A 24,313-nucleotide genomic window follows, 5' to 3' on the forward strand; every position below is an offset into this window, starting at 1 on the left:
TCCTCATGACCTCGCATATCGCCCTTGCCGTGCTGCTTTCCGCGTCCGTCCAGCCCGCCGTCGCCCAGCGGGTAGCACCCGATCTTTCGCGCGCGGCACGGGGCGATGTGCGCACACCCGGCGGGGCGCGTCGTCTTTCCGGCGACATGCGCGAGGCCTATCGTACGCTCGCCACGAAAGGCGAAGTGCGCAATGTCATCCTGTTGATCGGCGATGGCATGGGGGATTCCGAGATCACCATCGCGCGCAACTATGCCGAGGGCGCCGGCGGCTATTTCAAGGGCATCGATGCACTGCCCTTTACCGGGCAGTACACCCATTATTCGCTCGACCGTGAGACCGGCAAACCTAATTACGTAACCGACAGCGCAGCCTCGGCGACCGCATGGGCCTCGGGGGTCAAGAGCTACAACGGCGCGATCGGCGTCGATATCGATGGCAAGCCGCACAAGACACTGCTCGAGCGCGCCAAAGCGGCCGGGCTTGCCACTGGCGATGTAACAACCTCGGAAATCCAAGACGCAACGCCGGGCGCGCAGATTGCCCATGTCGTGCAGCGCAAATGCTACGCGCCGGCCGCGACGAGCACACTCTGCCCACAGAACGCGATGGAGAATGGCGGTGCCGGTTCGATCACCGAACAGCTGCTGGATACCCGCGCCGACCTGGTGCTAGGTGGCGGCGCGGCAAGCTTCGCCGAGGCGGCAACGGCAGGCCGGTACAAGGGCAGGACGCTGTTCGAGCAGGCACAGGCGAGGGGCTATCGCATCGTGCGCAACGCGGCCGAGCTCGACGCCGTCTCCCGCGCCGACGACACGCGGCCGCTGATCGGGCTGTTCGCCGAAGGTAACATGGCGGTCCGCTGGACCGGTCCGCACGCCAGCTATCACGGCAACATCGACAAGCCCGCCATCACCTGCCAGCCCAACCCGCAACGCTTGGCCACGGCCCCTAATCTGGCGGCGATGACCCGCAAGGCGATCGCTTTGCTCAAGAACCGACCCAAGGGCTTCTTTCTGCAGGTTGAAGGCGCGTCGATCGACAAGCAGGACCATGCCGCCAATCCGTGCGGCCAGATTGGCGAGACGGTCGACCTCGACGAGGCGGTGCAGGTCGCGCTGGAATTCGCCGAGGCCGACGGGCACACGCTGGTAATCGTCACCGCCGATCACGCGCATACCAGCCAGATCATCGGCAACGGCGGACGCGCCCCGGGTCTAACCGCCGCGCTCAATACTCGCGAGGGGGGCGTCATGACGGTCAGTTACGGCACGGCCGAGCAAGGCTCGCAGGAACATACGGGCACACAGCTGCGCATCGCAGCCTTTGGTCCCCAAGCGGTCAACGTCTCAGGGTTGTTGGATCAGACGGATCTACACTACATCATCCGGCATGCACTCAGCATAGATTGAGTAGGCTAGACTGGACGCTCGAAGACCGCGTAGCAGGACCTTTAGTCCAATAATTCTGTAGGCTTCTTTTAGCGACACAACTACTTAATGCCGGAGTCCTATCTGGCTGCCGGTATCTAGTACCACGACACGGCGGTTCCATAGTGAAAAACGGATGCTAGCGAACGGCAACTATTCTCGGTCGCGTTTCCAAAAGCGCTCTGAAGCTTATCCACCAATCATTGACGTTTGGCTGACATAACGATCGATCGATAATATATTCTGACAAGATACAGCATATTCATGGGCGAGCCGGCTTCAAGCTCCGTGGGTATAAGGTTGCGGGGCGCGATCGGTGCGACTCCCGACGAAGTTCACGCCATGTGGACGCTCCACATGATCGAGCGCAACGTGATCGCCCGCAGGGTGAAGCGCGCTGGGTATCGCGACATAGTTAAAGCCCCCGGCTTCGACGCAGAGACGAACCCACGGGTTGCCGCAGAAGCGGCCGATAATATCTCGATGGAGGACGAGCTTTGGGCCGAGATCGCCCCGTGGACCGCTGCATCCACGGCGCGCAGAAGGTAACGGTACGCGTCATGGAGTTGTGGACAGGGATGCCGCGCGAAAAATTTCGCCGCCACCCCGATCCCTATGTGAACATCACCGAGCAGGCTGAGGCGAGCTATACGCCCGACGGCGTTGCGCCCCGCGAGGAATTGACCTTTTTCTGGCGGGTTGGAGAGACTGACGACTACCGCTTCCTATGGGGTCCTGACGCAGGCAAACTGGCGCGCACGGATGGCGCAAAGTCCATGATCGCGATCGACGTCACCGCGGTTCTACGATCGGCCTGGCGCACACCAGAAGGCGGAGCTTCCGCATGATCGTGGAGCCTCGCGAACCGGCCGACCTCTACGCTCCGTTGGAGACGGTGCCGAGGCCCCGTCCGATCGGTGAGGTTCTCCAGATCTTGTTGGTCCGCTGGTGGCTGACGCTACTGGTCGACGCGTACCGCGTGACCAGTAAGCCGCGCCTGCGACCGCCCAAGGCCAAGCGCACCCGCTAATTTCGACACGTCCGCCCTACCTCATCGCTCGGAACGCGCTTCCGAGAACGCCACCGCCTTGCCGGAGCGCATTCGATGATAAACGCCAAGCCTGTAGCCGCTCCCGCAGCGGCTTCCATTGCAGCCAACGACAACCGACAGGCTCCGCGTATCGGACCGCCGCGCATGATCGCGCAGCCAATCCCTCACGGCGTCGAGATCGCTCTGTTCATCAGGGGGGGGCGGCGTGTCGATCGGTGTGATCGCCGCGACGATCGCTCCGCAATGGCAGCCGAATCTCCACCAGTGGGAAATTCATAATGAGCATTGCAGCGACCGTTGAAACCCACGTGAATGAACCATCGAAGCAGCTAGCTGCCTGTTCCCCAATTCGGGAACAGGGCCGCACTCCAACTGGGTGTTCCTTAAAGTGGGAACAGGTCGCATTCCCGATCGAGGTCGTGCAGATGATGGCCCTGGGTACCGCAGCGGGGTTGATGGGCAAGGGTCGCCTTGCAGACGAACTCTGCATCACCGTTCGCGCACTCAATTACAAAAGCAGCGGCGAGCGTGGCGCGTCCGATGCCGACATCAGGTCCGCAGCGGCCGCCCGCGAGGGAAGGGGCGAATGGCTCATCGCCCATGCACGTACGCTTCGCGCCGTACTCGCCCGCCTATTTGAACACGATTGCCTCAAGGACGCCGCATGACCGCTGTGGCCCTCGCTACCGCCAGACAACGCGGCGCGGCCAGCTCCGGCGGTCGCTTCCTGCGGGTACCTGACGTGATGAAGACCACGGGCCTCGGTCGATCGACGATCCACCGCATGGTCGCGGCCGGTACGTTCCCTCAGCAAGTGAAGCTGACCGTGCAAGCCAGCGGCTGGCGGCAGGCCGACATCGATGATTGGATGCGCGAACGGCTAGCAGCATGCCCCCTACGCCTCTGAGGATGGGGGCACTTAAGGGGGCACGTCGCAAACCAAGCAACTATGAAAACGCAAAAAAAACAATATCATGATCGGCGAGAACTGGCAGAGGCCAGGGGCACCATCTTCACACGTACCATAACGGCAATCCCGCTCGCGGACCCGGTAGGCGATCGCCACGCCTGTCAGTCGCACGGCCCCCGACGGCCTCACCCTGTTTCCCTGTCCGCCGTTCGTCGGTAAGGGTCGCGCCATGCCGCAGCGTCGCGCCCGATTTGCCAGTTCGCGGCGGCGCGGCCAACGATCGCGGCACAAGCCGTCGTCCGAGCATTGGCTCCTGTTGCTCGGCGCGGTCGTGCTGCTCGCGGCGATCATCGGTACGCTAACGGATAGTCCCTGGCCGACCGAGACCACCACCCGCCACCGCAAGCCCCGCCTGACGATGGCGCAGGCCAGGGCATCGAATGCGCTCGTCCCGATCGTCGCGGACAAGCGCCGGCGTGCGAAGCCGTTCCGGTTCCGTGGCGGTCCGGCCGCGCGCCTGCAGGCGACCGAATGCCTCGCAACTGTCGCCTTATACGAGGCCGGTACCGACCGCGACGGACAGCGCGCCGTCATTCAGGTCGTGCTCAACCGGGTCGGCGCGCGGGGCTTCCCCAAGACGGTCTGCGGGGTCGTCTATCAGGGTGCGGACCGGAAGACCGGATGCCAGTTCTCGTTCACGTGCGACGGATCGCAGACGCGGCGGCCCGAGCATGACGGCTGGGAGCACGCCCGACACGCCGCCCGGCGGGCGATGGACGGCTATGTCTATGCACCGGTCGGCAGCGCCACGCATTACCACACCGACTGGCTCGTCCCCTATTGGCGAAGCTCTCTCGTCAAGGTGGCGACGGTGGAGTCGCATATCTTCTATCAGCGGCGCTGATCAGGCACCTAGTCGATCCGGTACTGGATCGGCTTGAAGCTGCCGCCGTTCGATTGGAGCGCGGAACAGGCGGTCATCCCGATCACCAAGTCGATCGCCGCACGAAACACTATCGTGTCGCCGGCCTTGCTTAGCGGCGGTTCGACCGTGAACGTGCCCGTTTCGCCGTTGATCGGCACGTTCATGAAGCAGTTGAACGCGACCGGAATCTGGTCGGGCTCGATGTCCCATGGCGCCAACGCCTCCGCGAGATTACCGAAGCAGCCGCGATGCGGATCGGTGTCGCCATAGATGATCGCGAACGTCTCCTTCGAACACGGCGTCAGCAGGAAATCGTGTCGCCCGACGTCGTCGGAAACGATTTCAAGCATCACGTTGCTGCGGTTCGAATAGAGCAGGTCGCCCGTCGTGAGATACAGGCGGCTAGCATAATCGAGCGTGCGCCCCGACGAGATCGCCTCGCGCACGTCACCGCGGTTGTACGCCAGAAGGTCGGAGACCTGCCGGCCCTCGGGATCGATCACGGTCAGGGTCTGGCCCTTGTCGAGCGTGAACCCGGCACCGGACCGCGGTGGGATCGTCTTGATGTCACCCACGCGCTTCACCTCGCTTGAACGGGCATTTCCAGGATTCGTCGACCACCCGCCCGCTATATTGCCGTGCTTCGCTCGATTCGCCGTGACGCGCCAGCATCGGGTTCATCGATCCGGCATATTCGAGGTCGCGCGCGAGAATGGACGAGCGCAGCTTGTCATAGCGCTGCTGGTCGCGCAGCACCTCGAACTGGTCGTGCAGGTTGAACACCATTGCGGGCGATTCGAACTTTCGCGCAGGGCGGCTCGCATTTGGGTGCAGGCCGACCACGAAGAACGCTTCCCCTGCAAAGCTCAGCGAAAAATGCGGATCGTCGGGATCGCTGCTCACCGACGGATCGGGGCGGTAGCCGAGCCATTCGTCCTTGTCGCTAAGTGACTGAGCGCGAGCCCAAAGATGTGCCTCGAACTCTTCTTCGGACAGCAAAGCAGGCGCTTCGAACAATATGATGAGCGTCCGGAAGATCGCGCGATCCTCGCGGTATTTGCGGACCGTCTCGCCGAGCGCCGGAGAAATTCTCATGTCATCCCAAGCGGATCGCACGTCGCGGGCGACGAGAATGTCCATCTGTCCCTTGGCGAGCGCGGATTTCGCGCCGACGCAGGGGAATTGTGGCGCCTGCACAGTCTCGATGAACTTGCGCGCGAGCGGGTGGTCGTTCTGGAAGATTGGCTGATACATGGTCGGGGAGGAACCCGCGAACCGCGGCAATGTTTCGCATCCGGCATAACCTTTGATATTGATCAGTACGAATCCCGATCTGTTCTTCTACCGCGCAGGGCGGTACGAGGCCGGATAATGAAGGGGCGTCGATGATCTCGGAAAAATTTCTCATGGGGCGTGGTCGCCATGAGCTGAGCAATGAAGAAAAGCAGGTGCTGGAGGACGGCATCGGCTCCGTTCGGCAGGTCGCCAGCCGCAAGCAGATCGTTCGCGCCGGCGACCTGATCGATACGAGCACGCTCCTGCTTGAGGGTTTCATGTGTCGCTACATGGACGACCGCGAGGGTCAGCGTCAGCTAGTCGCAGTGCACGTACCGGGCGATTTCGTCGATCTCCATGCCTTCCCGATGAAGCGGCTCGATCACGACATCGCCACGCTGGGCCCAGTGAAGATCGCGTGCTTCGAACATCGTACGTTGCAGTCGATCACCGAGCGCTATCCGCACCTGACGCAGAAACTGTGGTTCAGCACGCTGCTCGATGCGGCGATGCACCGCGAGTGGATCTTCCGGCTGGGGCGGCTCGGCGCGGAAGGCCGGGTCGCACATCTGTTCTGCGAACTGAACGCGCGGCTGGAGATGGTCGGGATGGCGGCGGAGGGGCGCTATATGTTGCCGATGACGCAGCCCGATCTGGCCGAGGCGAGCGGGCTGACCGGCGTTCATGTGAACCGCGTGTTGAGAGCGCTTCGCGAGAAAAATCTGCTGACGTTCAAGGCCGGCGAAGTAAATATCTTGGATCGTAAAGCACTTGCAGCCGTTGCTGAGTTCGAACCACAATATCTGTACGGTTCCAGAGGCGAGTGACGGATACCGATCGCACGACGCCTGATGGCACTACCAGTCGGGAGAGCGAGACCATGATGACACCAGAATCCATCGCAGGCACTGCTGCCGCCGAGAACGGGCTCGTGACGCTGGACGGACCCGATGGCTTGGCGATCACCTTTACGCCGGAGGCCGCCGCTGAGACGGGCCGGCGTCTTATTGCGGCTGCGGAAGTCGCTGCGAACCAGCCTCGCGACGATCGATCCAGCGACTGATCTTACGGAGCGTACGACCGGCGCTACGCACTGATCAATGCCTACGCCTTCCGCTACGTAACTTTATCACTATGCTACCCGGTACATTGACCGGGAGATCCATGTGCAGTTTCTATACCTCGCCGCCAGCGCCGTTGCGTTGATGGCGTCTACGTCGATCGTCGCGCAGACTGGTGCGACATCCACGACACCCGCCGCGAACCCCTTGCTGGCCGACTGGACCGGGCCGCTAGGCGGGGTGCCGCCGTGGGACAAGGTTCGCCCCGAGCTGTTCCCGCAGGCGTTCGAGACGACGCTGGCCGAGCGCGCCGCGGACTACCGCAAGATCGCCGACAATCCCGCCAAGCCGACCTTCGCCAACACGATCGTGCCGATGCAGTTGGCCGGCAAGCGCTACGGCCAGGTGATGACGCTGTTCGGCGTGATGACCGGCAACATGAACACCCCGGCGTATCAGAAGCTCGACCGCGAATGGTCGCCCAGATTCTCCGCGGCGTCGGACGCGATCACCTTCGACAAGCCGTTGTTCGCGCGGATCCAGGCGATCTACGACACCCGCAATTCGAGCGGGCTGAACGCGCAGCAGATCCGGCTCGTGACTCGGATCTACGACAGCTATGTGCGCCAGGGCGCCAAGCTGACCGACGCGCAGAAGACGCAGCTTTCGCAGTATAACCAGCAGCTCGCGACGGCGTTCTCGACGTTCGGCGAGAAGCTGCTCGCTGACGAGAGCAAAGCGATTTCGGTTACTGACGAGGCGCAACTCGCCGGTTTGCCCGACAGCGTGAAGGCGGTGGCCAAGGCCGCTGCGACCGAGCGGAAGCTGCCGGGCTTCGCGATCGTCAACACGCGGTCGGCGGTCGATCCGGTGCTGACCTACGCCACCGATCGTGCGCTGCGCGAGAAGGTCTGGCGCGCGTTCGTCAATCGTGGCGATAACGGCGATGCGAACGACACGAACGCGACGATCGCGCAGATCGTGAAGCTCCGCGCCGACCGCGCGCATCTGCTCGGGTTCAAGACGCATGCCGACTGGCGGATGCAGGACACGATGGCGAAGACACCCGCCGCCGCGATGGACCTGATGATGCGCGTCTGGCCCGCCGCCAAGGGCCGCGTCGCCGAGGAAGTCGCGGACATGCAGAAGGTTGCTGGCACTTCGCTGACGATCGAGCCGTGGGATTACCGCTTCTACCAGGAGAAGGTGCGCAAAGCCCGGTACGACCTCGATCAGGCGCAGCTGAAGCCGTATTTCGAGCTCGGCAACATCATCCAGGGTTCGCTGTACGCCGCCAACCGGCTGTACGGGCTGAACTTCAAGGAGATCACCGGCACCGTTCCCGTGTTCGAGCCGAACATGCGCGTGTGGAGCGTGACGGACAAGACCGGCAAGGACGTCGGGCTGTTCTACCGCGACGATTTCGCGCGGACCGGCAAGCGGTCGGGTGCGTGGGCGAACACCTATCGTGGGCAACGTGGGCTCGCGCCGGCGCAGCTCGTGCTGTCGTCGAACAACAACAATTTCGCCAAGGGTGCACCTGGCGAGCCGATCCTGATCAGCCTCGACGATGCGCAGACGCTTTTCCACGAGTTCGGCCACGCGATCCACGCGATGCTCCAGAACGTCTATTATCCGGGGCTTGCGGGTACGCCGCGCGATTTCGTGGAATATCCGAGCCAGGTGAACGAGCATTGGCTGCTGACCCGCGACGTGCTCGACAAATATGCGCGGCATTACCAGACCAAGGCGGCGATGCCGCAGGCGTTGCTCGACAAGATCGAGCAGTCGAGCAAGTTCAACGAAGGCTTCAAGACCGCGGAATATCTGTCGTCGGCGGTCGTCGACATGAAGATCCACACCGTGCCAGACGGCGTGATCGATCCCGACAAGTTCGAGGCCGCGACGCTCGCCGAGATCGGCATGCCGAAGCAGCTGGTGATGCGCCACCGCGTGCCACAGTTCCAGCATCTGTTCGCGTCGGACAGCTATTCGGCGGGCTATTACAGCTACCTCTGGTCCGAGACGATGGACGCCGACACTTTCGCCGCGTTCGAGGAGGCGGGCAGCCCGTGGGACAAGCCGACCGCGGACAGGTTCGCGAAGATCCTGTTGTCGACCGGCAACGAGACCGATCGTGCCGAGGCGTATCGTGCGTTCCGCGGGCGTGATCCCGACGTGAATGCGCTGCTCAAGAAGCGCGGTTTTGCCCCAACTCAAGCGGCGCAGGGAACGAAGTAATGGCTAGCAGCGCACTCCCGCCCGAAAAGAACCACCGGCTAAAGTCGATCCTCGGCGGATCGGCGGGCAACCTCGTCGAATGGTTCGACTGGTACGTCTATTCGGCGTTCGGGCTGTATTTCGCACCGGTGTTCTTCCCGAAGGGCAATGCGACCGCGCAGCTGATGAGCGTCGCCGCGGTGTTCGCGGTCGGCTTCCTGATGCGGCCGATCGGCGCGTGGGTGATGGGCATCTATGCCGATCGCCACGGGCGCAAATCGGGGCTGACGCTGTCGGTGACGCTGATGTGCGCGGGCTCGTTCCTGATCGCGATCACGCCCGGATTTGCGACGATCGGCTGGATCGCGCCGGCGTTGCTGATCCTCGCACGTCTGATGCAGGGTCTCAGCGTCGGCGGCGAGTACGGCGCGAGCGCGGTGTATCTGTCAGAGATGGCGGGCAAGTCGCGGCGCGGTTTCTTCTCCAGCTTCCAGTATGTCACGTTGATCGCGGGGCAGTTGCTCGCGCTTGGTGTGCTGCTGCTGTTGCAGTCGACGCTCAGCGTCGGCCAGCTCGATGCCTGGGGCTGGCGCATCCCGTTCGCGATCGGCGGCGTGCTAGCGCTGGTCGTGTTCCGAATACGTCGCGGGCTGCTCGAGACCGAGAGCTATCAGAACGCCAAGGCTGACGGCACGCCCAAATCGAGCGGCTGGCTGCTGTTCAGCAAATACCCGCGCGAGGCGTTCACCGTGCTGCTGCTGACCGCGGGCGGTACGCTCGCCTTCTATGCGTACACCACGTATATGCAGAAGTTCCTGGTCAACACGAGCGGGTTCAGCCGTGAGTCCGCGACGCTGATCATGACCGCGGCGCTGGCGCTGTATGCGGCGTTCCAGCCGGCGGCAGGCGCGCTGTCGGACCGGATCGGGCGAAAACCGCTGATGGTCGGGTTCGGCATCGCCGGCGTGCTGTGCACGGTGCCGATCTTCACCGTGCTCGAAACCGCGACCAACCCGTATCTCGCGTTCGGGCTGGTCGTGGCCTCGCTGTTCATCGTCACCGGCTACACCGCGATCAACGCGGTGGTGAAGGCGGAACTGTTCCCCGCGCACGTCCGCGCGCTGGGCGTGGCGTTGCCGTACGCGCTGGCGAACACGATGTTCGGTGGGACCGCGGAGTACGTCGCGCTGTGGCTCAAGAACGAGGGCATGGAGCGCGGCTTTTATTGGTACGTGACGGCCATGATCGGCGTGTCGCTGATCATGTACCTCCGCATGAAGGACACGCGGACGCATAGCCAGATCGTCGAGGATTGAGCCGCTGCTCCCTCTCCCCTGCGGGGAGAGGGCTGGGGTGAGGGGCTGTTCCGGGGTGGCACTGCTTGGCTGCCCCTCACCCCGACCCTCTCCCCGGAGGGGAGAGGGAGCAGTTTAGCTAGCGCGGCAACTCGATGATCGCGTCGAGACCGCCGGCCGGGCGGTTGACCAAGCGGATCTCACCGCCAGCTTCGCGGACGATCGCTCGGGCCAGCGCGAGGCCCAGGCCAATTCCCCCCGTCTCCCGGTTCCGCGAACTCTCCAGCCGCGTGAAGGCGTCGAACACGTCGCCCATGCGATCCTCGGGGATACCGGGCCCCTGATCCGCTACGACGATCGCCACGGTCTTCGCCCCCGCCTCGACACGCACTTCCGCCGACACGCCGTATTTGATGGCGTTCTCGATCAGATTGCGGACCGCGCGGCGGATCAGCGAGGGACGCAGGTGCATCCGCAGCCGTTCCGTCTCGACGAAGCTGACGTCGCTGCCGATGTCGCGAAAATCCTCGACCACCGCATCGACCAGCGCCGCAAGGTCGACGTCGGTCAGTGGTTCGCTTGGCCGACCGAGCCGTGCCAGCGATAGGATGTCGTCGAGCGTGCGGTTCATCTCCGCCACGGTATCGATCATCCGCGCGCGGTCGACATCGTCCTCCACCGACTCGATGCGGACCCGCAGCGCCGCCAGCGGCGTGCGCAGGTCGTGGCCGATCGCGCCGAGCATCCGGTCCTTCTCGTCGAGCATCCCCGTCACGCGCAGCCTGAGCGCATTGAACGCCGCGATCAGCGCGACGACGTCGTCGGGCCCATGCGGCGGCATCGGCGCGCCCGGATCGCCCGGCCGAAAGCTCTCCGCCGCGCGCCGCAAATCCTGAAGCGGGCGTGAGATCCTCCGGACGATCCACAGAACGGGCAACAGCACGATGATGTAGAGGATCGCCGTCTGCGTCAGCACCGCGAGCAGCAGCCGCCAACCGGGTTGCGGCCAGGGCGCGGTGATCGCGAGCCATCCGCGTCCGGGCTGCTCGATCGCGATCAGCAGCGTGGCGCCCTGCCGATCGCCGCGTCGCAGCCCGTCGCGGCGATGCGCGTCGCTGGGTTCGTCGGTCGCGGGGCGAAGGCCGGTATCGATCCGCCCGACCGTCAGGCCGAGATCGGCGAATTGCCGGCGTAGTTCGGTAGCGACTTCGGGATGACGCTCGAACACCGAGGGCGGGATCGGATTGGTCGGCGTACGGCGGACGCGGCCCCGGTCGGCGGTCAGCGGGCGGCCGCCATGCGCCTCGCGGTCGAGCGCATCCGCGATCCGCGTCGCGACCGGTCGCGTCGCCTGGGCAAGGCGAAACTCGGACCGATCGTGGAGGATCATTCCGAAGTTGATGACCTGCGCCACGAACAGCGCGAGCGCGATCAGCAGCGCCATCTGCCCGGCGAGGCTGCGCGGCCAAGGTCGTTTCACAAGCAAAGGATCACGGGCGGGCGATCACAGGCGCGTCACTTCGGCCGCCAGCGTGTAGCCACCGCCCCAGACCGTCTTGATCAACTCCGGCGTCTTCGCATCCGCCTCGATCTTGCGCCGCAACCGGCTGATCTGGTTGTCGATCGCCCGGTCGAACGCCGCCGCCTCGCGCCCCTGGGTCAGGTCGAGCAACTGGTCACGCGTGAGTACCTGGCGTGGGCGAGTCACCAGCGCGAGCAGCAGGTTGTACTCGCCGGTCGAAAGCGGCACGGACACGCCTTCTCGGTCGATCAGAGCGCGCTCGCCGGATTTCAGCACCCAGCCGGCGAACCCGTACGAGCTACTCTCCGGCGCATGCTGCCGCGATCCACCCGCGGTCGCACGCCGCAGCACCACTTTCACGCGGGTCGCCAGTTCGCGCGGCGAGAAGGGCTTCACGACGTAATCGTCGGCACCCATTTCCAGCCCGACGATCCGGTCGGTCTCCTCGGCGCGCGCCGTGAGGAGGATCACCGGCACGTCGCTGGTCGCGGCGATGTGGCGGCATAGCGATAGCCCATCCTCGCCCGGCATCATGATGTCGAGGATGACGAGATCGATCGCATACGCCGTCAGCCGCGTCCGCGCCGCCTCCGCATCGCCCGCCTGCGTGACGCGAAACCCCTGCTTGGTGAGATACACGGCCAGTGGCTCGCGAATCGAGCGCTCGTCGTCGACGAGCAGCAGGTGCGGCATATCTCCCATCGGGGCAGTGTCTAGCATGGCGGCTGTCCAGGGGAAGTATCGGGGTTTGCCCGACGCTTCCCCGTTTCCAAGTTAGCGCGCGGGCGCAGGCGCGGGGACCGGGGTAGGCGGGGTCACCCCTTCACGGCGTTCGCGCCGGTCGACATGGCGCATCTCGGCGGCGTTGGCGCGCTCGGTCGCGTCGACCGTGCCATCGTGATTGGCATCGATCCGGTCGAACCGCTTGAGCGCGCGTGCCTCGAACTCCTCGCGCGTCACGCTGCCATCGCCGTTCGGGTCCATCCGGCGAGCCATGCCGTCATGCTTCCGGCCACCCGGCGGCGGCACGGGAACGTCGCGGCCACTCGCCAGCATCCGGTCGTGCACCGCGGCACGATAGGCACGCATCTCGCCACCGGTCACTCGCCCGTCATGGTCGGTATCCATCTGCGCGAACCGGGCGTCGGCCTGCGCGATCGCTTCCGCGCGCGTGGCGACGCCGTCGTGGTTCGCGTCCTGGCGCATCGGTGGGCGCGGCGGCGTGGGCGTTTGCGCGCTGCTGGCGGCGGACGTGATCGCGCTGGCGGCGAGCATCAGGGTGAGGACGGTCTTGCGCATGTCGGACTCCGGCTGTGTGGGACGAATTCGCATCGAATGACGCCGGTCTACGCCGTGCTTGTCGCAGAGGTTCGCCGCCGTACCGCCAATGTGTCGCAAGATATGTCGGGGGTCAGGCGAAGATCGCGACGCTCTGCATCTGTTCGGCGACCGGCGTGCCGTCCGCGTTCCAGATCGCCATCTGCTGGCTCGAACTACCCTCGCGCACATAATCGGTGGTCGCGCGGAGCAACCACCAGCCCTCGCGCGTCACCGGCTGCGGACCGAGGATGTTGAGCAGCCACGTCATCGAGCTGAGCGGGGCAGGGCCCCCCAGCAGTTTCAGCGCGGACGGCGGCAGGCAGTCCGCGACCGCGACAAGCTCTACCATTGGATCGAGCCCGTCGCGCTCGGTCAGCCGCGCCCAGCGCAGCCACTCCGCCGGGCCGACGCCCTCGTCCCGACGATCTAGCAGGTCGAAGTTCCGCGAGAACGCAACCGCGCTGGTCCCGCGAAACGTCTGCGTATCCGAGCTGGGCATCGGGAAATCCGGTGCGCTGCCGGTCCGGTGATCGACACGCGATGCGACCGCGCCCATGAACACAAACGTTGCGCGCAGCCCGAGTCCGGCCTCGCTCTCGACATCCGCCTGGACGAAGGCGGCATTGCGCCCGCGTCGCAGCCGGGTCGCGCGGATCGTGATGTCACCCGACAGCGGCCCGATGAACGACACCTGCGCCGACCGCAACGGCGGCAGGTCGACGTCCGACTTCTGCGCGGCATGCAGCGCGAGCGCGGCGGAGAAGCCGCCATAGGCGGTGCGGCCCTGGAGCCAGGTCTCGGGCACCGTCCCGCGCCAGCCACCGTCGATCGGCTCCAGCGCGTCGATCGCGTGTTTGAGACTGGTCATGCGATCGCGCCCGCAAGCCGGTCGCGGAGTTCGCGCTTGAGGACTTTGCCGATCGCACTGCGGGGCAGTTCGTCGGCGACGTGCAACGCCGACAGCCGTTGCGTCTTGCCGAGCTGGTCGTTCACCCAGGCGAGGATCGCGGCCGCGTCTTCGGTCGCGCCGTCACGCGGCACGTAGAAGCCGACCGGCGTCTCGCCCCAGGCCTCCGACGGGACGCCGATCACCGCGCAGTCCGCGACCGCGGGGTGCTGCGCCAACACCGCCTCCAGATCCGACGGATAGATGTTGAACCCGCCCGAGATGATCAGGTCCTTCTTCCGGTCCATCAGCATGAGAAAGCCGTCCTCGTCGAAGCGCCCGACATCGCCGTGGCGGATGTAGCGGTTGCCGTCTGAATCATGCCACTCGGCATCGCGCGTTGCCTCGGAACGGCCGTGATAACCGTTCATCATCGCGGGGCTGCGGCCGACGACTTCGCCCATCTCGCCGGGCGCAACCTCGACGCCGTCGTCGTCGATCAGGCGAATTTGGTGGCCGGGCATCGGTTGGCCGACGGTATGCAGCTTGGTCGGATAGGCCGTGGCGTTGAGCGCACAGCTCGCGCCGCCCTCGGTCATGCCGTAGAATTCGACGAGCACGCCCGGCCAGCGCGCGACGACGTCGGCCTTGAGCGCAGCGGAGAAGGGCGCGCTGGTGCTGGTCTTGAACCGGAACGCCGACAAGTCGAATGCGTCGAAGTCGGGCAGCGCCATGATCCGCTGATACTGGACGGGCACCAGCATCGTGTGCGTTGCACGGTAGCGTTCGGCGAGTTCGAGATACGCGCGCGCGTCGAACTTACCCATCAACACAGCGGTGCCGCCCCAGCCCAGCGTCGGCAGGAAGCTGACCAGCGTGGTGTTCGAATAGAGCGGCGTGGCGATCATCGTGACCGCAGTGTCGAACCCGGCGGCGGTGTTACGAGAGATATGCGCCCAGCGCATCGCGTGGCTCTGGACGATGCCCTTCGGCGTGCCGGTGGTGCCGGAGGAGTAGATGATGTTGAACGGGTCTTCGGGGGCGATTGCGACGGGACTTGGCTTAATCTCTGGAGCAGCTAGCCACGCATCAAAAGATTGTTCTCCCGCGAAGGCTGGAGCCCAGTCTGGGCTCCAGCCTTCGCGGGAGAACAAGATGGGGCGGGCTGAAAGCGTTTGCTGTTCCAATACCTGCGCATTCTCCGCATCGAGAAACACCAACGGCGCGCCACTGTCGGCAATCATTGCCGCAATCGCCGCCGGCGTGGCCGACGGCGCGATCGGCGTCGCTACGCATCCGGCGCGTACCGCACCAAGGAATACCGCCGCGTACGCCGTCGTCGGCGCCGCGACGATCGCCACCGCACTCCCCGGCGCAACCCCGTCGCGCTGCAACGCCGTCGCCACCTGGTCCATCATCGTGTCGAGCGTTCGATAGTCGATACTGCCCTGCGCATCGGCGACGGCGGTACGATCGCCGCGTTCGCGCGCGTGGGCGAAGATCAGGTCTGGAAGGGTGGCAAAGCCGGTGGCGAGCATGTCTGCAGCGGTCGTCATGCGACGCATCGCTAGGCGAACGCGTCCGGCAATGCCATACGGTATATTCGAAAACCGATGCCGAGGAGACGCCCTTGCTGTTCTACGATAGCGCGCTGCCCGCACCCAATCCGCGGCGCGTCCGCCTCTTTCTTGCCGAGAAGCATGTCCGCGTGCCGATGGCGCAGATCTCGATCCCGAAGGCCGAGCACAAGGCCGAACGGTTCCTGTCGGTCAACGCGCTCGGCCAGACGCCCGCGCTCGCGTTCGACGATGGCCGCGTGCTGACCGAGAGCGTCGCGATCTGCCGGTATTTCGAGGTGCTGCACCCCGATCCCCCGATGTTCGGCCACGGTGCGCACAACATCGCCGAGATCGACATGTGGACGCGGCGGATCGAGCTTCGGCTGATGACCCCGCTGTCGATGGTGTGGCTGCACACGCATCCCTGGACCGCGCGGATCGTCCAGCCGCAATATACCGAGTTCGGCGAGAGCCAGCGACCGCGCGTACTCGCGGCGATGGCGGAGTTCGACCATGCACTCGCCGGTCGCGACTGGCTGGACGGCGAACGCTACACGATCGCCGACATCGTCCTGCTGACGACGATCGACTTCGCAAAGTTCGTCGGGATCGCGATGCCCGACGATCTCGGTCATTTGCGCGAGTGGCATGCGCGGGCCTCCGCTCGGCCGAGTGCGCAGGCATGAGCGCGAGTATCGAGGGTGCGGTTGCGATCGTCACCGGCGGCGGGACGGGGATCGGCGCGGCGGTCGTGCGGCGACTGGCGGCGCGCGGGGTCCGTTGCGTCATCAACTACGCGACCAGCCGCGACGATGCCGAGGCGCTTGCCGCCGAGATGGGCCAGGGCGCGATCGCGGTACAGGCCGACATCGTCGACGATGCCGCGTGTCGCGCGCTTGCCCGGGCCGCGACCGACGCGTTCGGTCGGATCGACTTCCTCGTCAACAATGCCGGCCGGACGAAGTTCGCGGCTCATGAGGATCTCGATGCGCTCGACGCGGAGGATTTCGTCGACATCTACCGGCTCAATACGGTCGCCCCGTTCCAGATGGTCCGCGCCTGCGCCCCTGCCTTGCGCGTCAGCCCGTTCGGCGCGGTCGTCAACGTCGCGAGTGTCGCCGGGGTGTTCGGGATGGGGTCGTCGGTCGCCTATGCCGCGTCGAAAGGCGCGCTCGTGACGATGACCAAAAGCCTTGCGAGGGCCCTCGCACCCAAGATCCGCGTCAACGCCGTCGCGCCCGGCTATGTCGCGACCGGCTGGTACGAGAAGCGGCTCGGCGACGAGGGGTTCGCCAAGCTGAATGCGAAGGTCGCGGCATCGGTGCCGATGGGCTTCGCCACCGGGCCCGACGACGTCGCAGGCCCGATCGAGATGCTGCTGGATCCGATGAGCCGGGCGATGACCGGCGAAGTCTTGTTGCTGGACGGCGGCGGGCACCTCGACGTGGCGCTGTCGAGACGGCCGGGACGCGAGGGCTAGCACGGGCGAACGCCCCCTGTCGCTGCCTTCGCCGATGGGCGGTAAGGAAAAGACGCTTTGCAACGTTGCGAATCTGTGCGAGGGGACCCGCATACCCGGTATTCAGATTGCCCGGACACTCCGCTCCATCGTCGATGCGGACGCGAGCCCGGCACGACGTTGGAGAGGGGATAAGGCGGAAGAGCGACCCAAACGAGGACGCATCTTCCGCCGTCCTTCTCACGAAACGCCGGTTGCGCTTTCAAACTCGCAACGTTTTGCTTTTCGACGCTATTCCGCGCGTCGCCGCGGGTGCCTCGGCTCACCGCAACTTGCCTCGCGACACAGCTTTAGCTTGTCTGGTACGCGCTGATTGCCGTAGCGTAAGGCCTGTTTCGATTTCGAGGTATTGTCGATGGCTACAGCGTATCAGTCCCATCCCGAGATCGCCGACGCGCTGGCGATGAAGCGACGGGGCCTGACCCTCGCGCTGCTCACCTTCACCTATTTCTTCAGCTACATGGACCGACAGATCCTCGCGATCCTGCTCGAGCGGATCAAGGCGGACCTGCTGCTGACGGATACGCAGCTCGGTTTGCTGTCCGGACTCGTGTTCGCAATCTTCTACGCGACGCTCGGCATCCCGGTCGCGCGGCTGGCGGATCGGACCAGTCGCCGCAACATCATCGCCGCAAGCTTGACGATCTGGAGCGCGATGACCGCGCTGTGCGGGCTTGCCCAGAATTTCACGCAGCTGATGCTGTTCCGGATCGGCGTCGGCATCGGCGAGGCGGGGTCGAGCCCGCCAAGCCATTCGATCATCGCCGATCTCTATCCGCCTGAAAAGCGCGCGAGCGCGATGGCGGTCTATTCGCTCGGCGTCGTGCTCGGTGCAGGGTTCGGCACGCTGATCGGCGGCGTCGTCGCGCACAGCTATGGCTGGCGGATCGCGATGATGACCGTCGGCCTGCCGGGGATCGTGCTCGCCGTCCTCGTCCGCCTGTTCATGGTCGAGCCTCGCCGTGGCCTGTCCGATGCCGCCCGCGCGGTGGCGACGCCGATGCCCAGCGTCGCGCAGGGGTTCGCGTCGATGTGGGCGAGTGCGCCGGCGCGGCATCTGGTGGTCGGCGTCACGCTCACCTCGATGATCGGCTATGCGCTGACCGGCTGGGGGCCGAGCTATATTCAGCGCTCGCTCGGTATCTCGATGCTCGACATCTCGCGCTATATCGCCCTGCCGGGCGCGTTGTTCGGCGCGATCTCCGCGCTGGCGGGCGGCAAGATCGCGGACGTGCTCGCCAAGCGTCACGGGCTTCACGTCCAGGCCTGGGTGGTGCTGGTGATGAAGGGCCTGTCGCTGCCGTTCGCGCTGGCCTTCTACCTGATCGACGCACCGGCGGTCGCGATCGGCAGTTATTTCGTGTCGCTGATCTTCGCGAACTCGTACCTCGGGCCGAGCTTCGCGCTGATCCAGCATCTCGCGCCGTTGCAGATCCGGGCGATGTGGGCGGCGATCACGCTGCTCGTCATCAACCTGGTCGGGCTGGGGCTGGGGCCGACGCTGGTGGGGTGGCTGAGCGACCTGCTCAAGCCCGGGTTCGGCGAGGACTCGCTTCGCTATGCACTGGTGATCATTGTGCTGATGACACCTTGGGCGCTGTTCCACTATTGGCGCGCGGGGGTGTTGCTGAAGCGGGCGGAGGACGCGGCGGTTCGGTAGCCAGACCGCTCGTCATCCCCGCGGAGGCGGACCCAAAAAGCCTCGGACGGCACTGTCGTCGCGTCGTCAGTCGGTCTGGTTTCCCCCTCCGTGGGATCGACGAAGCGAGTTTCGTCAGGATATTCCGCCCGTCCCATCCCCCAACATCCATGCCAGCGCCGACGCCCGGTCGTCGAACACAGCCATGTCGTCGCGGACCGACGCGATCCGCTTCACCTGCAACCGTGCGAGCTTGCCATTGGTGTAGAGTGCGACCTTGCGCGACTTCAGCGGCATCGACAGCGCCACGCGTTGCAGCATCGCGATCACCTCCTGTGGCTGGATCGCGGACTTCGAAAAATTGCAGAGCAGCATGTGGCGCTTGCCCGTCGCCAGCACGCGCCGCCCCTCGCGCTCCAGGTCGCGCAGGAACGCCTCGACATGCTCGATCGTCCAGAACCCGGACGCTTCGACCTCGATAATTCCCGTCGCCAGATCGGTCGTGATGGTGTGCATGCAGCCTCCGTGGAGACTGGTTCTCCGTGAAAGCCGGGGTCGGCGATCCGCCGTTAACGAGGCGTAACCAAACCGTTTTAGCCTCGAAACCGCCCCGGTTCGCGGAGGATCAGGCCTTCGCCATCCGATCGTCGAACAGGCCGAACATCAGCGTCGAGGCATACATCGCGATCGCGCGTTCACGCGGCATCGTCGACGCCCATTTGCGCATGTCGAACGCCGCGTTCTGGAGCGCCATCAGCGCCTGCGCCGCGATCAGCGCATCGACTGCGCGGATCGAGCCTTCGCCGATGCCGTCCATCATCATGCCGGCATAGCGCCGCGCGATACCGTTCGAGCGATCGACCATCGCATTGCGTACGCCGACCGGCAGGCCGCTGAGCGCGGTGGTGCGCAGCAGCGGTCCGCGCTCGGCGAACTGCACGTCGAGCAAGGTCGCGACCGTACTCGACAGCTTGTGCCAATAGCTCCCGCCCTCGGCCTCGCCGCGGCTCTGCGCATCGGCGATCGTGTCAAAGCTGCGGCGGTAACACGCGATGACGAGATCGTCCTTCGCGTCGAGATGGTGGTAGAAGCTGCCCTTGGTCACGTTCAGTTCGGACGCGATCTTCTGGACGGACGCACCGCGATAGCCAAGTTCGTTGATCAGGCGCGTCGCCGCCAGCAGGAACGCCTCGCGCCCCGGCTCCGCCTCGTCATGACTGAGATCGAGCAGGGTAGGGGCCCAGCGCGTGTCCTTCCCCGCGATGCCGTGCGCAAACACATCCATCAAGCGTTCCTCGACACGCCCATATTGATCGGGCTCGTACCGCGTCAGCCAGATCGGCAACCAGAACGTGTTCTCGAGAAGCACATGCGCGCGCGCACCGTTGAGGTCGGTCTGCGCACGTGACGAGGTCGGCCCCCACAACAGGCGCGTCCGACGGAACACCTCGCGCCAGCCCGCCATCAGCCGGCCGCGCATCGGCTCCTCGGTCGCGCGCAGATCGGAGAGGACCGCGAACGCCTTCTCCTCGCCGCGCTGGATGCGGGCGAGCCGGTCCATGTTGAGCGCGAGATAGCGCCGCACGCGATCCTCGGGCGTCGCCTCCTCCATCGCGACGTCGAGCATCGCGATCAACGATTCGAGCGTGTTCTCAAACGCCGCCGCCGCGAGGTCTTCCTTGCGCTTGAAATAATAGGTAACGCTGGTCGTATTGAGCCCGACGCGCCGCGCCACGTCCGCGAACGTCATGCCCTTGGCACTCTGTTCGTTGATCGCTTCTGCCGCCGCGGCGAGGATCGCGTCACGCTTCGCACGGAAGCGCTTGGTCCCCTGTTCGCTCTCGTCGCTGGCCTCTGCCGGAACCTTCATCGAAACACCCTAACAGCTTCGATTTGAAGATACAGTGCTTTTTAGGCGCTTTCAGGGCGGACTTGAAAACATGCTTTCCGGGACCCTTCACACGCTTTACCGAATGTGCGGTATGGTCTAACCCGCCTCCAAAGCGACGACGAACGGAGAGCCCGCATGGATTTTACGCTGAGCGAACGAGAGATGTATTTCCGGGATCGGGTCCGGGATTTCATCGACCAGAATATCCGCCCGCGACAGGCCGATTACGACCAGCAGGCGCATGAGGGCGAGCGCTGGAAGGTGATTCCGGTGATCGAGGAGATGAAGGAGAAGGCCAAGGCCGCCGGGCTCTGGAATTTCTTCATGCCGCCGCATTCGGGCCAGACGCATGTCGACGATTCGTTCGAGTTCGAAGGCACGCAGCTGACCAATCTCGAATATGCGTTATGCGCGGAGGAGATGGGGAAGATCAGCTGGGCGAGCGAGTGCTTCAACTGTTCGGCGCCCGATACCGGCAACATGGAGGTGTTTCACCGCTATGGTACGCGCGAGCAGAAGGAGGCGTATCTCGGGCCGCTGATGCGCGGCGAGATCCGCTCGGCGTTCCTAATGACCGAGCCCGCGGTGGCGTCGTCGGATGCGACCAATATCGAGACGTCGATGGTGCGCGATGGCGATCACTACGTCATCAACGGCACGAAATGGTGGTCGAGCGGCGTCGGCGATCCGCGTTGCAAGATCGCGATCGTGATGGGCAAGACGAGCTTCGAGGGTTCGCGGCATCAGCAGCAGAGCCAGATCCTCGTGCCGATGGATACGCCCGGCGTGACGATCAAGCGGATGCTCTCCGTCTATGGCTATGACCACGCGCCGCATGGGCATGGCGAAGTCGTGCTGGAGAACGTCCGCGTGCCGGTCGAGAACGTGCTGCTCGGCGAGGGGCGCGGGTTCGAGATCGCGCAGGGGCGGCTTGGGCCGGGCCGCATCCATCACTGCATGCGCACCATCGGTGTCGCCGAAACCGCGATCGAGGCGATGGCGCGGCGACTGCTCGACCGGGTCGCGTTCGGCAAGCGGATCGCGGACTTCTCGGTTTGGGAAGAGCGGATCGCGACCGCGCGCATCGACATCGAGATGACTCGTTTGCTCTGCCTCAAGGCGGCGGACATGATGGACAAGGCAGGCAACAAGTCTGCGCAGATCGAGATATCGATGATCAAGGTCGCCGCGCCGAACATGGCGCTGCGGATCCTCGACGATGCGATCCAAGCGCATGGCGGCGGCGGTGTCTCGGGCGACTTCCGGTTGGCGCACGACTGGGCGGCGATGCGGACTCTGCGCTTCGCGGACGGCCCGGACGAGGTTCACAACCGCTCGATCGCGCGCAACGAGTTCGGGAAATATGGGGACTTCCGTAAGGGCGGCGTTTCCAGCGGGGACGTCGGGGTGAGCCGGTAAACCCACCGCACTCTCCGTTCGTCCTGAGCGAAGTCGAAGGACCGGCTCGCTTGGGGCAATGTCCTTCGACTGCGCTCAGGACGAACGGAATTTTGATTGTCCGCCCGCCAATTTTCGGAGCCTGACTACCCATGAAAGCCGCAGTCCTTTTCGAAGCCAACACCCCGCTCAGCATCGAGGATGTCACCATCTCGAAGCCGACGGCACACGAGGTTCTGATCCGAACGGTCGCGGTCGGCGTTTGCCGGTCCGACCTGCATTTCGTCGATGGCGCCTACCCGCATGCCATGCCGACCATTCCGGGGCACGAGGCTTGCGGCGTGGTCGAGGCGGTCGGCGACGAAGTGCGCGGCGTGAAGGCCGGCGACCATGTCGTGACGTGTCTCTCGGCATTTTGCGGCCAATGCGAGTTCTGCGTCACCGGGCGGATGTCGCTGTGCATCGACGCTAGCGTGCGTCGCCCCAAGGGGGCCGCCCCACGCCTGATGCTCGGTGATCGGCCGATCGCGCAGATGCTCAACCTCAGCGCCTATGCCGAGATGATGCTGGTCCACGAACACGCCTGCGTCGCGATCGACCGCGACATGCCGATGGACCGTGCCGCATTGCTTGGGTGCGCGATTACGACCGGCGCGGGCGCGGTGTTCAACACCACGGATGTGACGCCGGGCGAGACGGTCTGCGTGGTCGGCTGCGGCGGCATCGGGCTCGCGGCCGTGAACGCGGCCAAGATCGCGGGCGCGGGGAAGATCATCGCGCTCGATCCCGTGCCCGAGAAGCGCGCGATGGCAGAGAAACTCGGCGCGACGCACAGCATCGATGCGCTGTCCGTCACCGCGGCGGACGAGGTCGTCGCGATCACCAAGGGCGGCGTGCATCACGCGATCGAGGCGGTCGGGCGCGCGCAATCCGCGGCGACCGCGGTGAAGGTGCTGCGGCGCGGCGGCACTGCGACGATCCTTGGCATGATGCCGCTCGGCGAGAAGGTTGGGCTGTCGGCGATGGACCTGCTGTCGGGCAAGCGGCTGCAGGGCGGGTTCATGGGCTCGAACCGCTTCCCGGTCGACATCCCGCGGTTGGTCGATTTCTACATGCGCGGGCTGCTCGATCTCGACACGATCATCGCCGACCGGATGCCGCTGGAGCGCATCAATGACGCGTTCGACGAACTCCGCCGCGGCGACACCACTCGCAGCGTGATCACTTTCTCGTGAGCGACGCATCGACCAGCATGGTCGGCACGATCGCAGTCGGCGACAAGGACCGTCTCGACCTCGACACGCTTGGCGCGTGGATGACCGCCAACGTGCCGGGCTATGCCGGCCCGCTGACCTACGCGAAGTTCGCCGGCGGCCAGTCGAACCCGACCTACCGCCTCGACACACCGGATCGCGCCTGCGTGCTGCGCCGGAAACCGTTCGGCCCGATCCTGCCGAGCGCGCATGCCGTCGACCGTGAATACCGCGTCATCGCCGGCCTCCATCCGACCGGCTTTCCCGTGCCGCGCCCCTACGGGCTTTGCGAGGACGCGGCCATCATCGGCTCGGCGTTCTACGTCATGGAGATGGTCGAGGGCCGGACGATCTGGGACGGCGCGATGCCCGGTGCGACCCCGCCCGAGCGTACTGCGCATTACGAGGCGATGGTCGATACGCTCGCCGCGCTCCACAACACCGATTACGCGGCGGCGGGGCTCGAGGAATACGGCAAGCCCGGCAATTATTTCGAGCGCCAGGTCGGCCGCTGGACCAAGCAATACCGCGCCGCCGAAACCGAGCATATGGAGTCGGTCGAACGCCTGATCGAATGGTTGCCAAGAACCCTGCCCGAGCAGACGCGGACCTCGATCGTCCACGGCGACTACCGCATCGACAACATGATCTTCGCGCCGTCGGAGCCCAAGGTCATCGCGGTGCTCGACTGGGAATTGTCGACGCTCGGCGATCCGCTCGCGGACTTCTCGTATTTGCTGATGAGTTGGGTGACCGAACCCGAGGGGCGCTCGGGCGTGCTCGGCATGACCGGCCCGGAGACGGGCATTCCGACGATCGAGCAGGTGGTCTCGCGCTATTGCGCTGCCACCGGACGCGACGGGGTGCCCGATCTCAACTGGTATTTCGCCTACAACCTCTTCCGTCTGACCGGCATCGTCCAGGGTATCAAGAAGCGCATCGTCGACGGCACTGCGTCGAGCGCGCAGGCGGAGAAAACGGTCGCCAAGATCCATGGTCTGGCGGACGCGGCCTGGGGCTTTGCTGTTAAGGCGGGGGCTTAGTTCATCCCCCTCCCGTATGCGGGAGGGGCTAGGGGTGGGCTCGCGCTCACCATAACCGATACCGTTTGTGGCTGGCCGGGGGCCCACCCCCGACCCCTCCCGCATGCGGGAGGGGA

26 protein-coding genes are annotated in these 24,313 nt (G+C 65.1%); 17 read left to right on the top strand and 9 right to left on the bottom strand.

The window, feature by feature from the left end; all coding sequences use genetic code 11:
• The first annotated feature begins 5 nt into the window (after positions 1 to 5).
• The 7 genes from phoA (at position 6) to AC1MH0_RS16700 (ending at position 4,295) form a co-directional block, all read left to right on the top strand.
• On the top strand, positions 6 to 1,412 hold the full coding sequence (gene phoA, locus AC1MH0_RS16670; RefSeq protein ID WP_480963687.1) for an alkaline phosphatase: 1,407 nt from the start codon (positions 6 to 8) through the stop codon (positions 1,410 to 1,412).
• A gap of 375 nt (positions 1,413 to 1,787) precedes the next feature.
• Positions 1,788 to 1,979: a hypothetical protein gene (locus tag AC1MH0_RS16675; RefSeq protein WP_480963688.1), complete on the top strand. Its 192-nt coding sequence runs from the start codon at positions 1,788 to 1,790 to the stop codon at positions 1,977 to 1,979.
• Entirely contained in the window at positions 1,946 to 2,278 is a 333-nt protein-coding gene (locus AC1MH0_RS16680; protein ID WP_480963689.1) for a hypothetical protein, read from the top strand. Before AC1MH0_RS16675 ends, AC1MH0_RS16680 begins: the two co-directional genes overlap by 34 nt.
• On the top strand, positions 2,275 to 2,460 hold the full coding sequence (locus AC1MH0_RS16685; RefSeq protein ID WP_480963690.1) for a hypothetical protein: 186 nt from the start codon (positions 2,275 to 2,277) through the stop codon (positions 2,458 to 2,460). Before AC1MH0_RS16680 ends, AC1MH0_RS16685 begins: the two co-directional genes overlap by 4 nt.
• 299 nt (positions 2,461 to 2,759) lie before the next feature.
• Positions 2,760 to 3,149, top strand: a complete 390-nt coding sequence (locus AC1MH0_RS16690; protein ID WP_480963691.1) for a hypothetical protein — start codon at positions 2,760 to 2,762, stop codon at positions 3,147 to 3,149.
• Positions 3,146 to 3,388 carry a helix-turn-helix transcriptional regulator gene (locus tag AC1MH0_RS16695; protein WP_480963692.1) on the top strand — a complete coding sequence of 81 codons (243 nt, stop codon included), beginning with the start codon at positions 3,146 to 3,148 and terminating at the stop codon, positions 3,386 to 3,388. Before AC1MH0_RS16690 ends, AC1MH0_RS16695 begins: the two co-directional genes overlap by 4 nt.
• Positions 3,389 to 3,620: 232 nt before the next feature.
• Positions 3,621 to 4,295, top strand: coding sequence for a cell wall hydrolase (locus AC1MH0_RS16700; RefSeq protein WP_480963693.1), 675 nt, complete (start codon positions 3,621 to 3,623; stop codon positions 4,293 to 4,295).
• Between the two features lie 8 nt (positions 4,296 to 4,303).
• On the opposite strand, the gene AC1MH0_RS16705 is transcribed toward AC1MH0_RS16700, so the two are convergent.
• Together AC1MH0_RS16705 and gntA are read right to left on the bottom strand one after the other, a co-directional pair.
• Positions 4,304 to 4,891, bottom strand: coding sequence for a DUF1989 domain-containing protein (locus AC1MH0_RS16705; RefSeq protein ID WP_480963694.1), 588 nt, complete (start codon positions 4,889 to 4,891; stop codon positions 4,304 to 4,306).
• A complete protein-coding gene (gntA, locus tag AC1MH0_RS16710; RefSeq protein ID WP_056051135.1) occupies positions 4,884 to 5,570 on the bottom strand; it encodes a guanitoxin biosynthesis heme-dependent pre-guanitoxin N-hydroxylase GntA in 687 nt (228 codons plus the stop codon). Before gntA ends, AC1MH0_RS16705 begins: the two co-directional genes overlap by 8 nt.
• 131 nt (positions 5,571 to 5,701) lie before the next feature.
• Between gntA and AC1MH0_RS16715 the strand changes: the two genes are divergently transcribed.
• The 4 genes from AC1MH0_RS16715 to AC1MH0_RS16730 all read left to right on the top strand — a co-directional run bounded on the left by AC1MH0_RS16715 (position 5,702) and on the right by AC1MH0_RS16730 (position 10,188).
• Positions 5,702 to 6,418: a Crp/Fnr family transcriptional regulator gene (locus tag AC1MH0_RS16715; RefSeq protein ID WP_480963695.1), complete on the top strand. Its 717-nt coding sequence runs from the start codon at positions 5,702 to 5,704 to the stop codon at positions 6,416 to 6,418.
• 56 nt (positions 6,419 to 6,474) lie between these two features.
• Entirely contained in the window at positions 6,475 to 6,654 is a 180-nt protein-coding gene (locus AC1MH0_RS16720; protein ID WP_480963696.1) for a hypothetical protein, read from the top strand.
• A gap of 103 nt (positions 6,655 to 6,757) precedes the next feature.
• Positions 6,758 to 8,893, top strand: a complete 2,136-nt coding sequence (locus AC1MH0_RS16725) for a M3 family metallopeptidase (protein WP_480963697.1) — start codon at positions 6,758 to 6,760, stop codon at positions 8,891 to 8,893.
• Complete coding sequence (locus AC1MH0_RS16730; RefSeq protein WP_480963698.1) at positions 8,893 to 10,188, top strand: MFS transporter; 1,296 nt, start codon at positions 8,893 to 8,895, stop codon at positions 10,186 to 10,188. Before AC1MH0_RS16725 ends, AC1MH0_RS16730 begins: the two co-directional genes overlap by 1 nt.
• Positions 10,189 to 10,306: 118 nt before the next feature.
• On the opposite strand, the gene AC1MH0_RS16735 is transcribed toward AC1MH0_RS16730, so the two are convergent.
• The 5 genes from AC1MH0_RS16735 to AC1MH0_RS16755 form a co-directional block, all read right to left on the bottom strand.
• Positions 10,307 to 11,611 (bottom strand): sensor histidine kinase, encoded by a 1,305-nt coding sequence (locus AC1MH0_RS16735; RefSeq protein WP_480965776.1) that lies wholly within the window; start codon positions 11,609 to 11,611, stop codon positions 10,307 to 10,309.
• Positions 11,612 to 11,671: 60 nt separating this feature from the next.
• Entirely contained in the window at positions 11,672 to 12,391 is a 720-nt protein-coding gene (locus tag AC1MH0_RS16740; protein WP_056062218.1) for a response regulator, read from the bottom strand.
• Between the two features lie 72 nt (positions 12,392 to 12,463).
• Complete coding sequence (locus AC1MH0_RS16745) at positions 12,464 to 12,988, bottom strand: EF-hand domain-containing protein (protein WP_480963699.1); 525 nt, start codon at positions 12,986 to 12,988, stop codon at positions 12,464 to 12,466.
• Positions 12,989 to 13,100: 112 nt separating this feature from the next.
• Positions 13,101 to 13,877, bottom strand: a complete 777-nt coding sequence (locus AC1MH0_RS16750) for a thioesterase family protein (protein WP_480963700.1) — start codon at positions 13,875 to 13,877, stop codon at positions 13,101 to 13,103.
• Positions 13,874 to 15,451, bottom strand: coding sequence for a class I adenylate-forming enzyme family protein (locus AC1MH0_RS16755; protein WP_480963701.1), 1,578 nt, complete (start codon positions 15,449 to 15,451; stop codon positions 13,874 to 13,876). Before AC1MH0_RS16755 ends, AC1MH0_RS16750 begins: the two co-directional genes overlap by 4 nt.
• Positions 15,452 to 15,525: 74 nt before the next feature.
• On the opposite strand from AC1MH0_RS16755, the gene AC1MH0_RS16760 reads away from it, so the two are divergent.
• The 3 genes from AC1MH0_RS16760 to AC1MH0_RS16770 all read left to right on the top strand — a co-directional run bounded on the left by AC1MH0_RS16760 (position 15,526) and on the right by AC1MH0_RS16770 (position 18,633).
• Positions 15,526 to 16,140, top strand: a complete 615-nt coding sequence (locus AC1MH0_RS16760) for a glutathione S-transferase family protein (RefSeq protein ID WP_480963702.1) — start codon at positions 15,526 to 15,528, stop codon at positions 16,138 to 16,140.
• Positions 16,137 to 16,934, top strand: a complete 798-nt coding sequence (locus AC1MH0_RS16765) for an SDR family NAD(P)-dependent oxidoreductase (RefSeq protein WP_480963703.1) — start codon at positions 16,137 to 16,139, stop codon at positions 16,932 to 16,934. Before AC1MH0_RS16760 ends, AC1MH0_RS16765 begins: the two co-directional genes overlap by 4 nt.
• 394 nt (positions 16,935 to 17,328) lie before the next feature.
• Positions 17,329 to 18,633 (top strand): spinster family MFS transporter, encoded by a 1,305-nt coding sequence (locus tag AC1MH0_RS16770; protein WP_480963704.1) that lies wholly within the window; start codon positions 17,329 to 17,331, stop codon positions 18,631 to 18,633.
• Positions 18,634 to 18,747: 114 nt separating this feature from the next.
• On the opposite strand, the gene AC1MH0_RS16775 is transcribed toward AC1MH0_RS16770, so the two are convergent.
• The gene (locus AC1MH0_RS16775; RefSeq protein WP_480963705.1) at positions 18,748 to 19,128 is read right to left on the bottom strand and encodes a hypothetical protein; all 381 of its coding nucleotides are present in this window, start codon (positions 19,126 to 19,128) and stop codon (positions 18,748 to 18,750) included.
• Between the two features lie 109 nt (positions 19,129 to 19,237).
• Positions 19,238 to 20,482: a TetR/AcrR family transcriptional regulator gene (locus AC1MH0_RS16780; protein WP_480963706.1), complete on the bottom strand. Its 1,245-nt coding sequence runs from the start codon at positions 20,480 to 20,482 to the stop codon at positions 19,238 to 19,240.
• A gap of 156 nt (positions 20,483 to 20,638) precedes the next feature.
• On the opposite strand from AC1MH0_RS16780, the gene AC1MH0_RS16785 reads away from it, so the two are divergent.
• From AC1MH0_RS16785 to AC1MH0_RS16795, 3 genes are all read left to right on the top strand, one after another.
• The gene (locus tag AC1MH0_RS16785; RefSeq protein WP_480963707.1) at positions 20,639 to 21,922 is read left to right on the top strand and encodes an acyl-CoA dehydrogenase family protein; all 1,284 of its coding nucleotides are present in this window, start codon (positions 20,639 to 20,641) and stop codon (positions 21,920 to 21,922) included.
• A 131-nt stretch (positions 21,923 to 22,053) separates the two neighbouring features.
• A complete protein-coding gene (locus tag AC1MH0_RS16790; protein ID WP_480963708.1) occupies positions 22,054 to 23,136 on the top strand; it encodes a Zn-dependent alcohol dehydrogenase in 1,083 nt (360 codons plus the stop codon).
• A gap of 17 nt (positions 23,137 to 23,153) precedes the next feature.
• Complete coding sequence (locus AC1MH0_RS16795; protein WP_480965777.1) at positions 23,154 to 24,197, top strand: phosphotransferase family protein; 1,044 nt, start codon at positions 23,154 to 23,156, stop codon at positions 24,195 to 24,197.
• The last annotated feature ends 116 nt before the right edge of the window (positions 24,198 to 24,313 follow it).

Source organism: Sphingomonas sp. AP28 (assembly GCF_056680455.1).

Coding starts and splice junctions, on each gene's coding strand:
- phoA (WP_480963687.1), top strand. CDS start 6: ATGACCTCGCATATCGCCCTTGCCGTGCTGCTTTCCGCGTCCGTCCAG.
- AC1MH0_RS16675 (WP_480963688.1), top strand. CDS start 1,788: ATGATCGAGCGCAACGTGATCGCCCGCAGGGTGAAGCGCGCTGGGTAT.
- AC1MH0_RS16685 (WP_480963690.1), top strand. CDS start 2,275: ATGATCGTGGAGCCTCGCGAACCGGCCGACCTCTACGCTCCGTTGGAG.
- AC1MH0_RS16690 (WP_480963691.1), top strand. CDS start 2,760: ATGAGCATTGCAGCGACCGTTGAAACCCACGTGAATGAACCATCGAAG.
- AC1MH0_RS16695 (WP_480963692.1), top strand. CDS start 3,146: ATGACCGCTGTGGCCCTCGCTACCGCCAGACAACGCGGCGCGGCCAGC.
- AC1MH0_RS16700 (WP_480963693.1), top strand. CDS start 3,621: ATGCCGCAGCGTCGCGCCCGATTTGCCAGTTCGCGGCGGCGCGGCCAA.
- gntA (WP_056051135.1), bottom strand. CDS start 5,570: ATGTATCAGCCAATCTTCCAGAACGACCACCCGCTCGCGCGCAAGTTC.
- AC1MH0_RS16715 (WP_480963695.1), top strand. CDS start 5,702: ATGATCTCGGAAAAATTTCTCATGGGGCGTGGTCGCCATGAGCTGAGC.
- AC1MH0_RS16720 (WP_480963696.1), top strand. CDS start 6,475: ATGACACCAGAATCCATCGCAGGCACTGCTGCCGCCGAGAACGGGCTC.
- AC1MH0_RS16730 (WP_480963698.1), top strand. CDS start 8,893: ATGGCTAGCAGCGCACTCCCGCCCGAAAAGAACCACCGGCTAAAGTCG.
- AC1MH0_RS16735 (WP_480965776.1), bottom strand. CDS start 11,611: ATGGCGCTGCTGATCGCGCTCGCGCTGTTCGTGGCGCAGGTCATCAAC.
- AC1MH0_RS16740 (WP_056062218.1), bottom strand. CDS start 12,391: ATGGGAGATATGCCGCACCTGCTGCTCGTCGACGACGAGCGCTCGATT.
- AC1MH0_RS16745 (WP_480963699.1), bottom strand. CDS start 12,988: ATGCGCAAGACCGTCCTCACCCTGATGCTCGCCGCCAGCGCGATCACG.
- AC1MH0_RS16750 (WP_480963700.1), bottom strand. CDS start 13,877: ATGACCAGTCTCAAACACGCGATCGACGCGCTGGAGCCGATCGACGGT.
- AC1MH0_RS16755 (WP_480963701.1), bottom strand. CDS start 15,451: ATGACGACCGCTGCAGACATGCTCGCCACCGGCTTTGCCACCCTTCCA.
- AC1MH0_RS16765 (WP_480963703.1), top strand. CDS start 16,137: ATGAGCGCGAGTATCGAGGGTGCGGTTGCGATCGTCACCGGCGGCGGG.
- AC1MH0_RS16770 (WP_480963704.1), top strand. CDS start 17,329: ATGGCTACAGCGTATCAGTCCCATCCCGAGATCGCCGACGCGCTGGCG.
- AC1MH0_RS16775 (WP_480963705.1), bottom strand. CDS start 19,128: ATGCACACCATCACGACCGATCTGGCGACGGGAATTATCGAGGTCGAA.
- AC1MH0_RS16780 (WP_480963706.1), bottom strand. CDS start 20,482: ATGAAGGTTCCGGCAGAGGCCAGCGACGAGAGCGAACAGGGGACCAAG.
- AC1MH0_RS16785 (WP_480963707.1), top strand. CDS start 20,639: ATGGATTTTACGCTGAGCGAACGAGAGATGTATTTCCGGGATCGGGTC.
- AC1MH0_RS16790 (WP_480963708.1), top strand. CDS start 22,054: ATGAAAGCCGCAGTCCTTTTCGAAGCCAACACCCCGCTCAGCATCGAG.
- AC1MH0_RS16795 (WP_480965777.1), top strand. CDS start 23,154: ATGGTCGGCACGATCGCAGTCGGCGACAAGGACCGTCTCGACCTCGAC.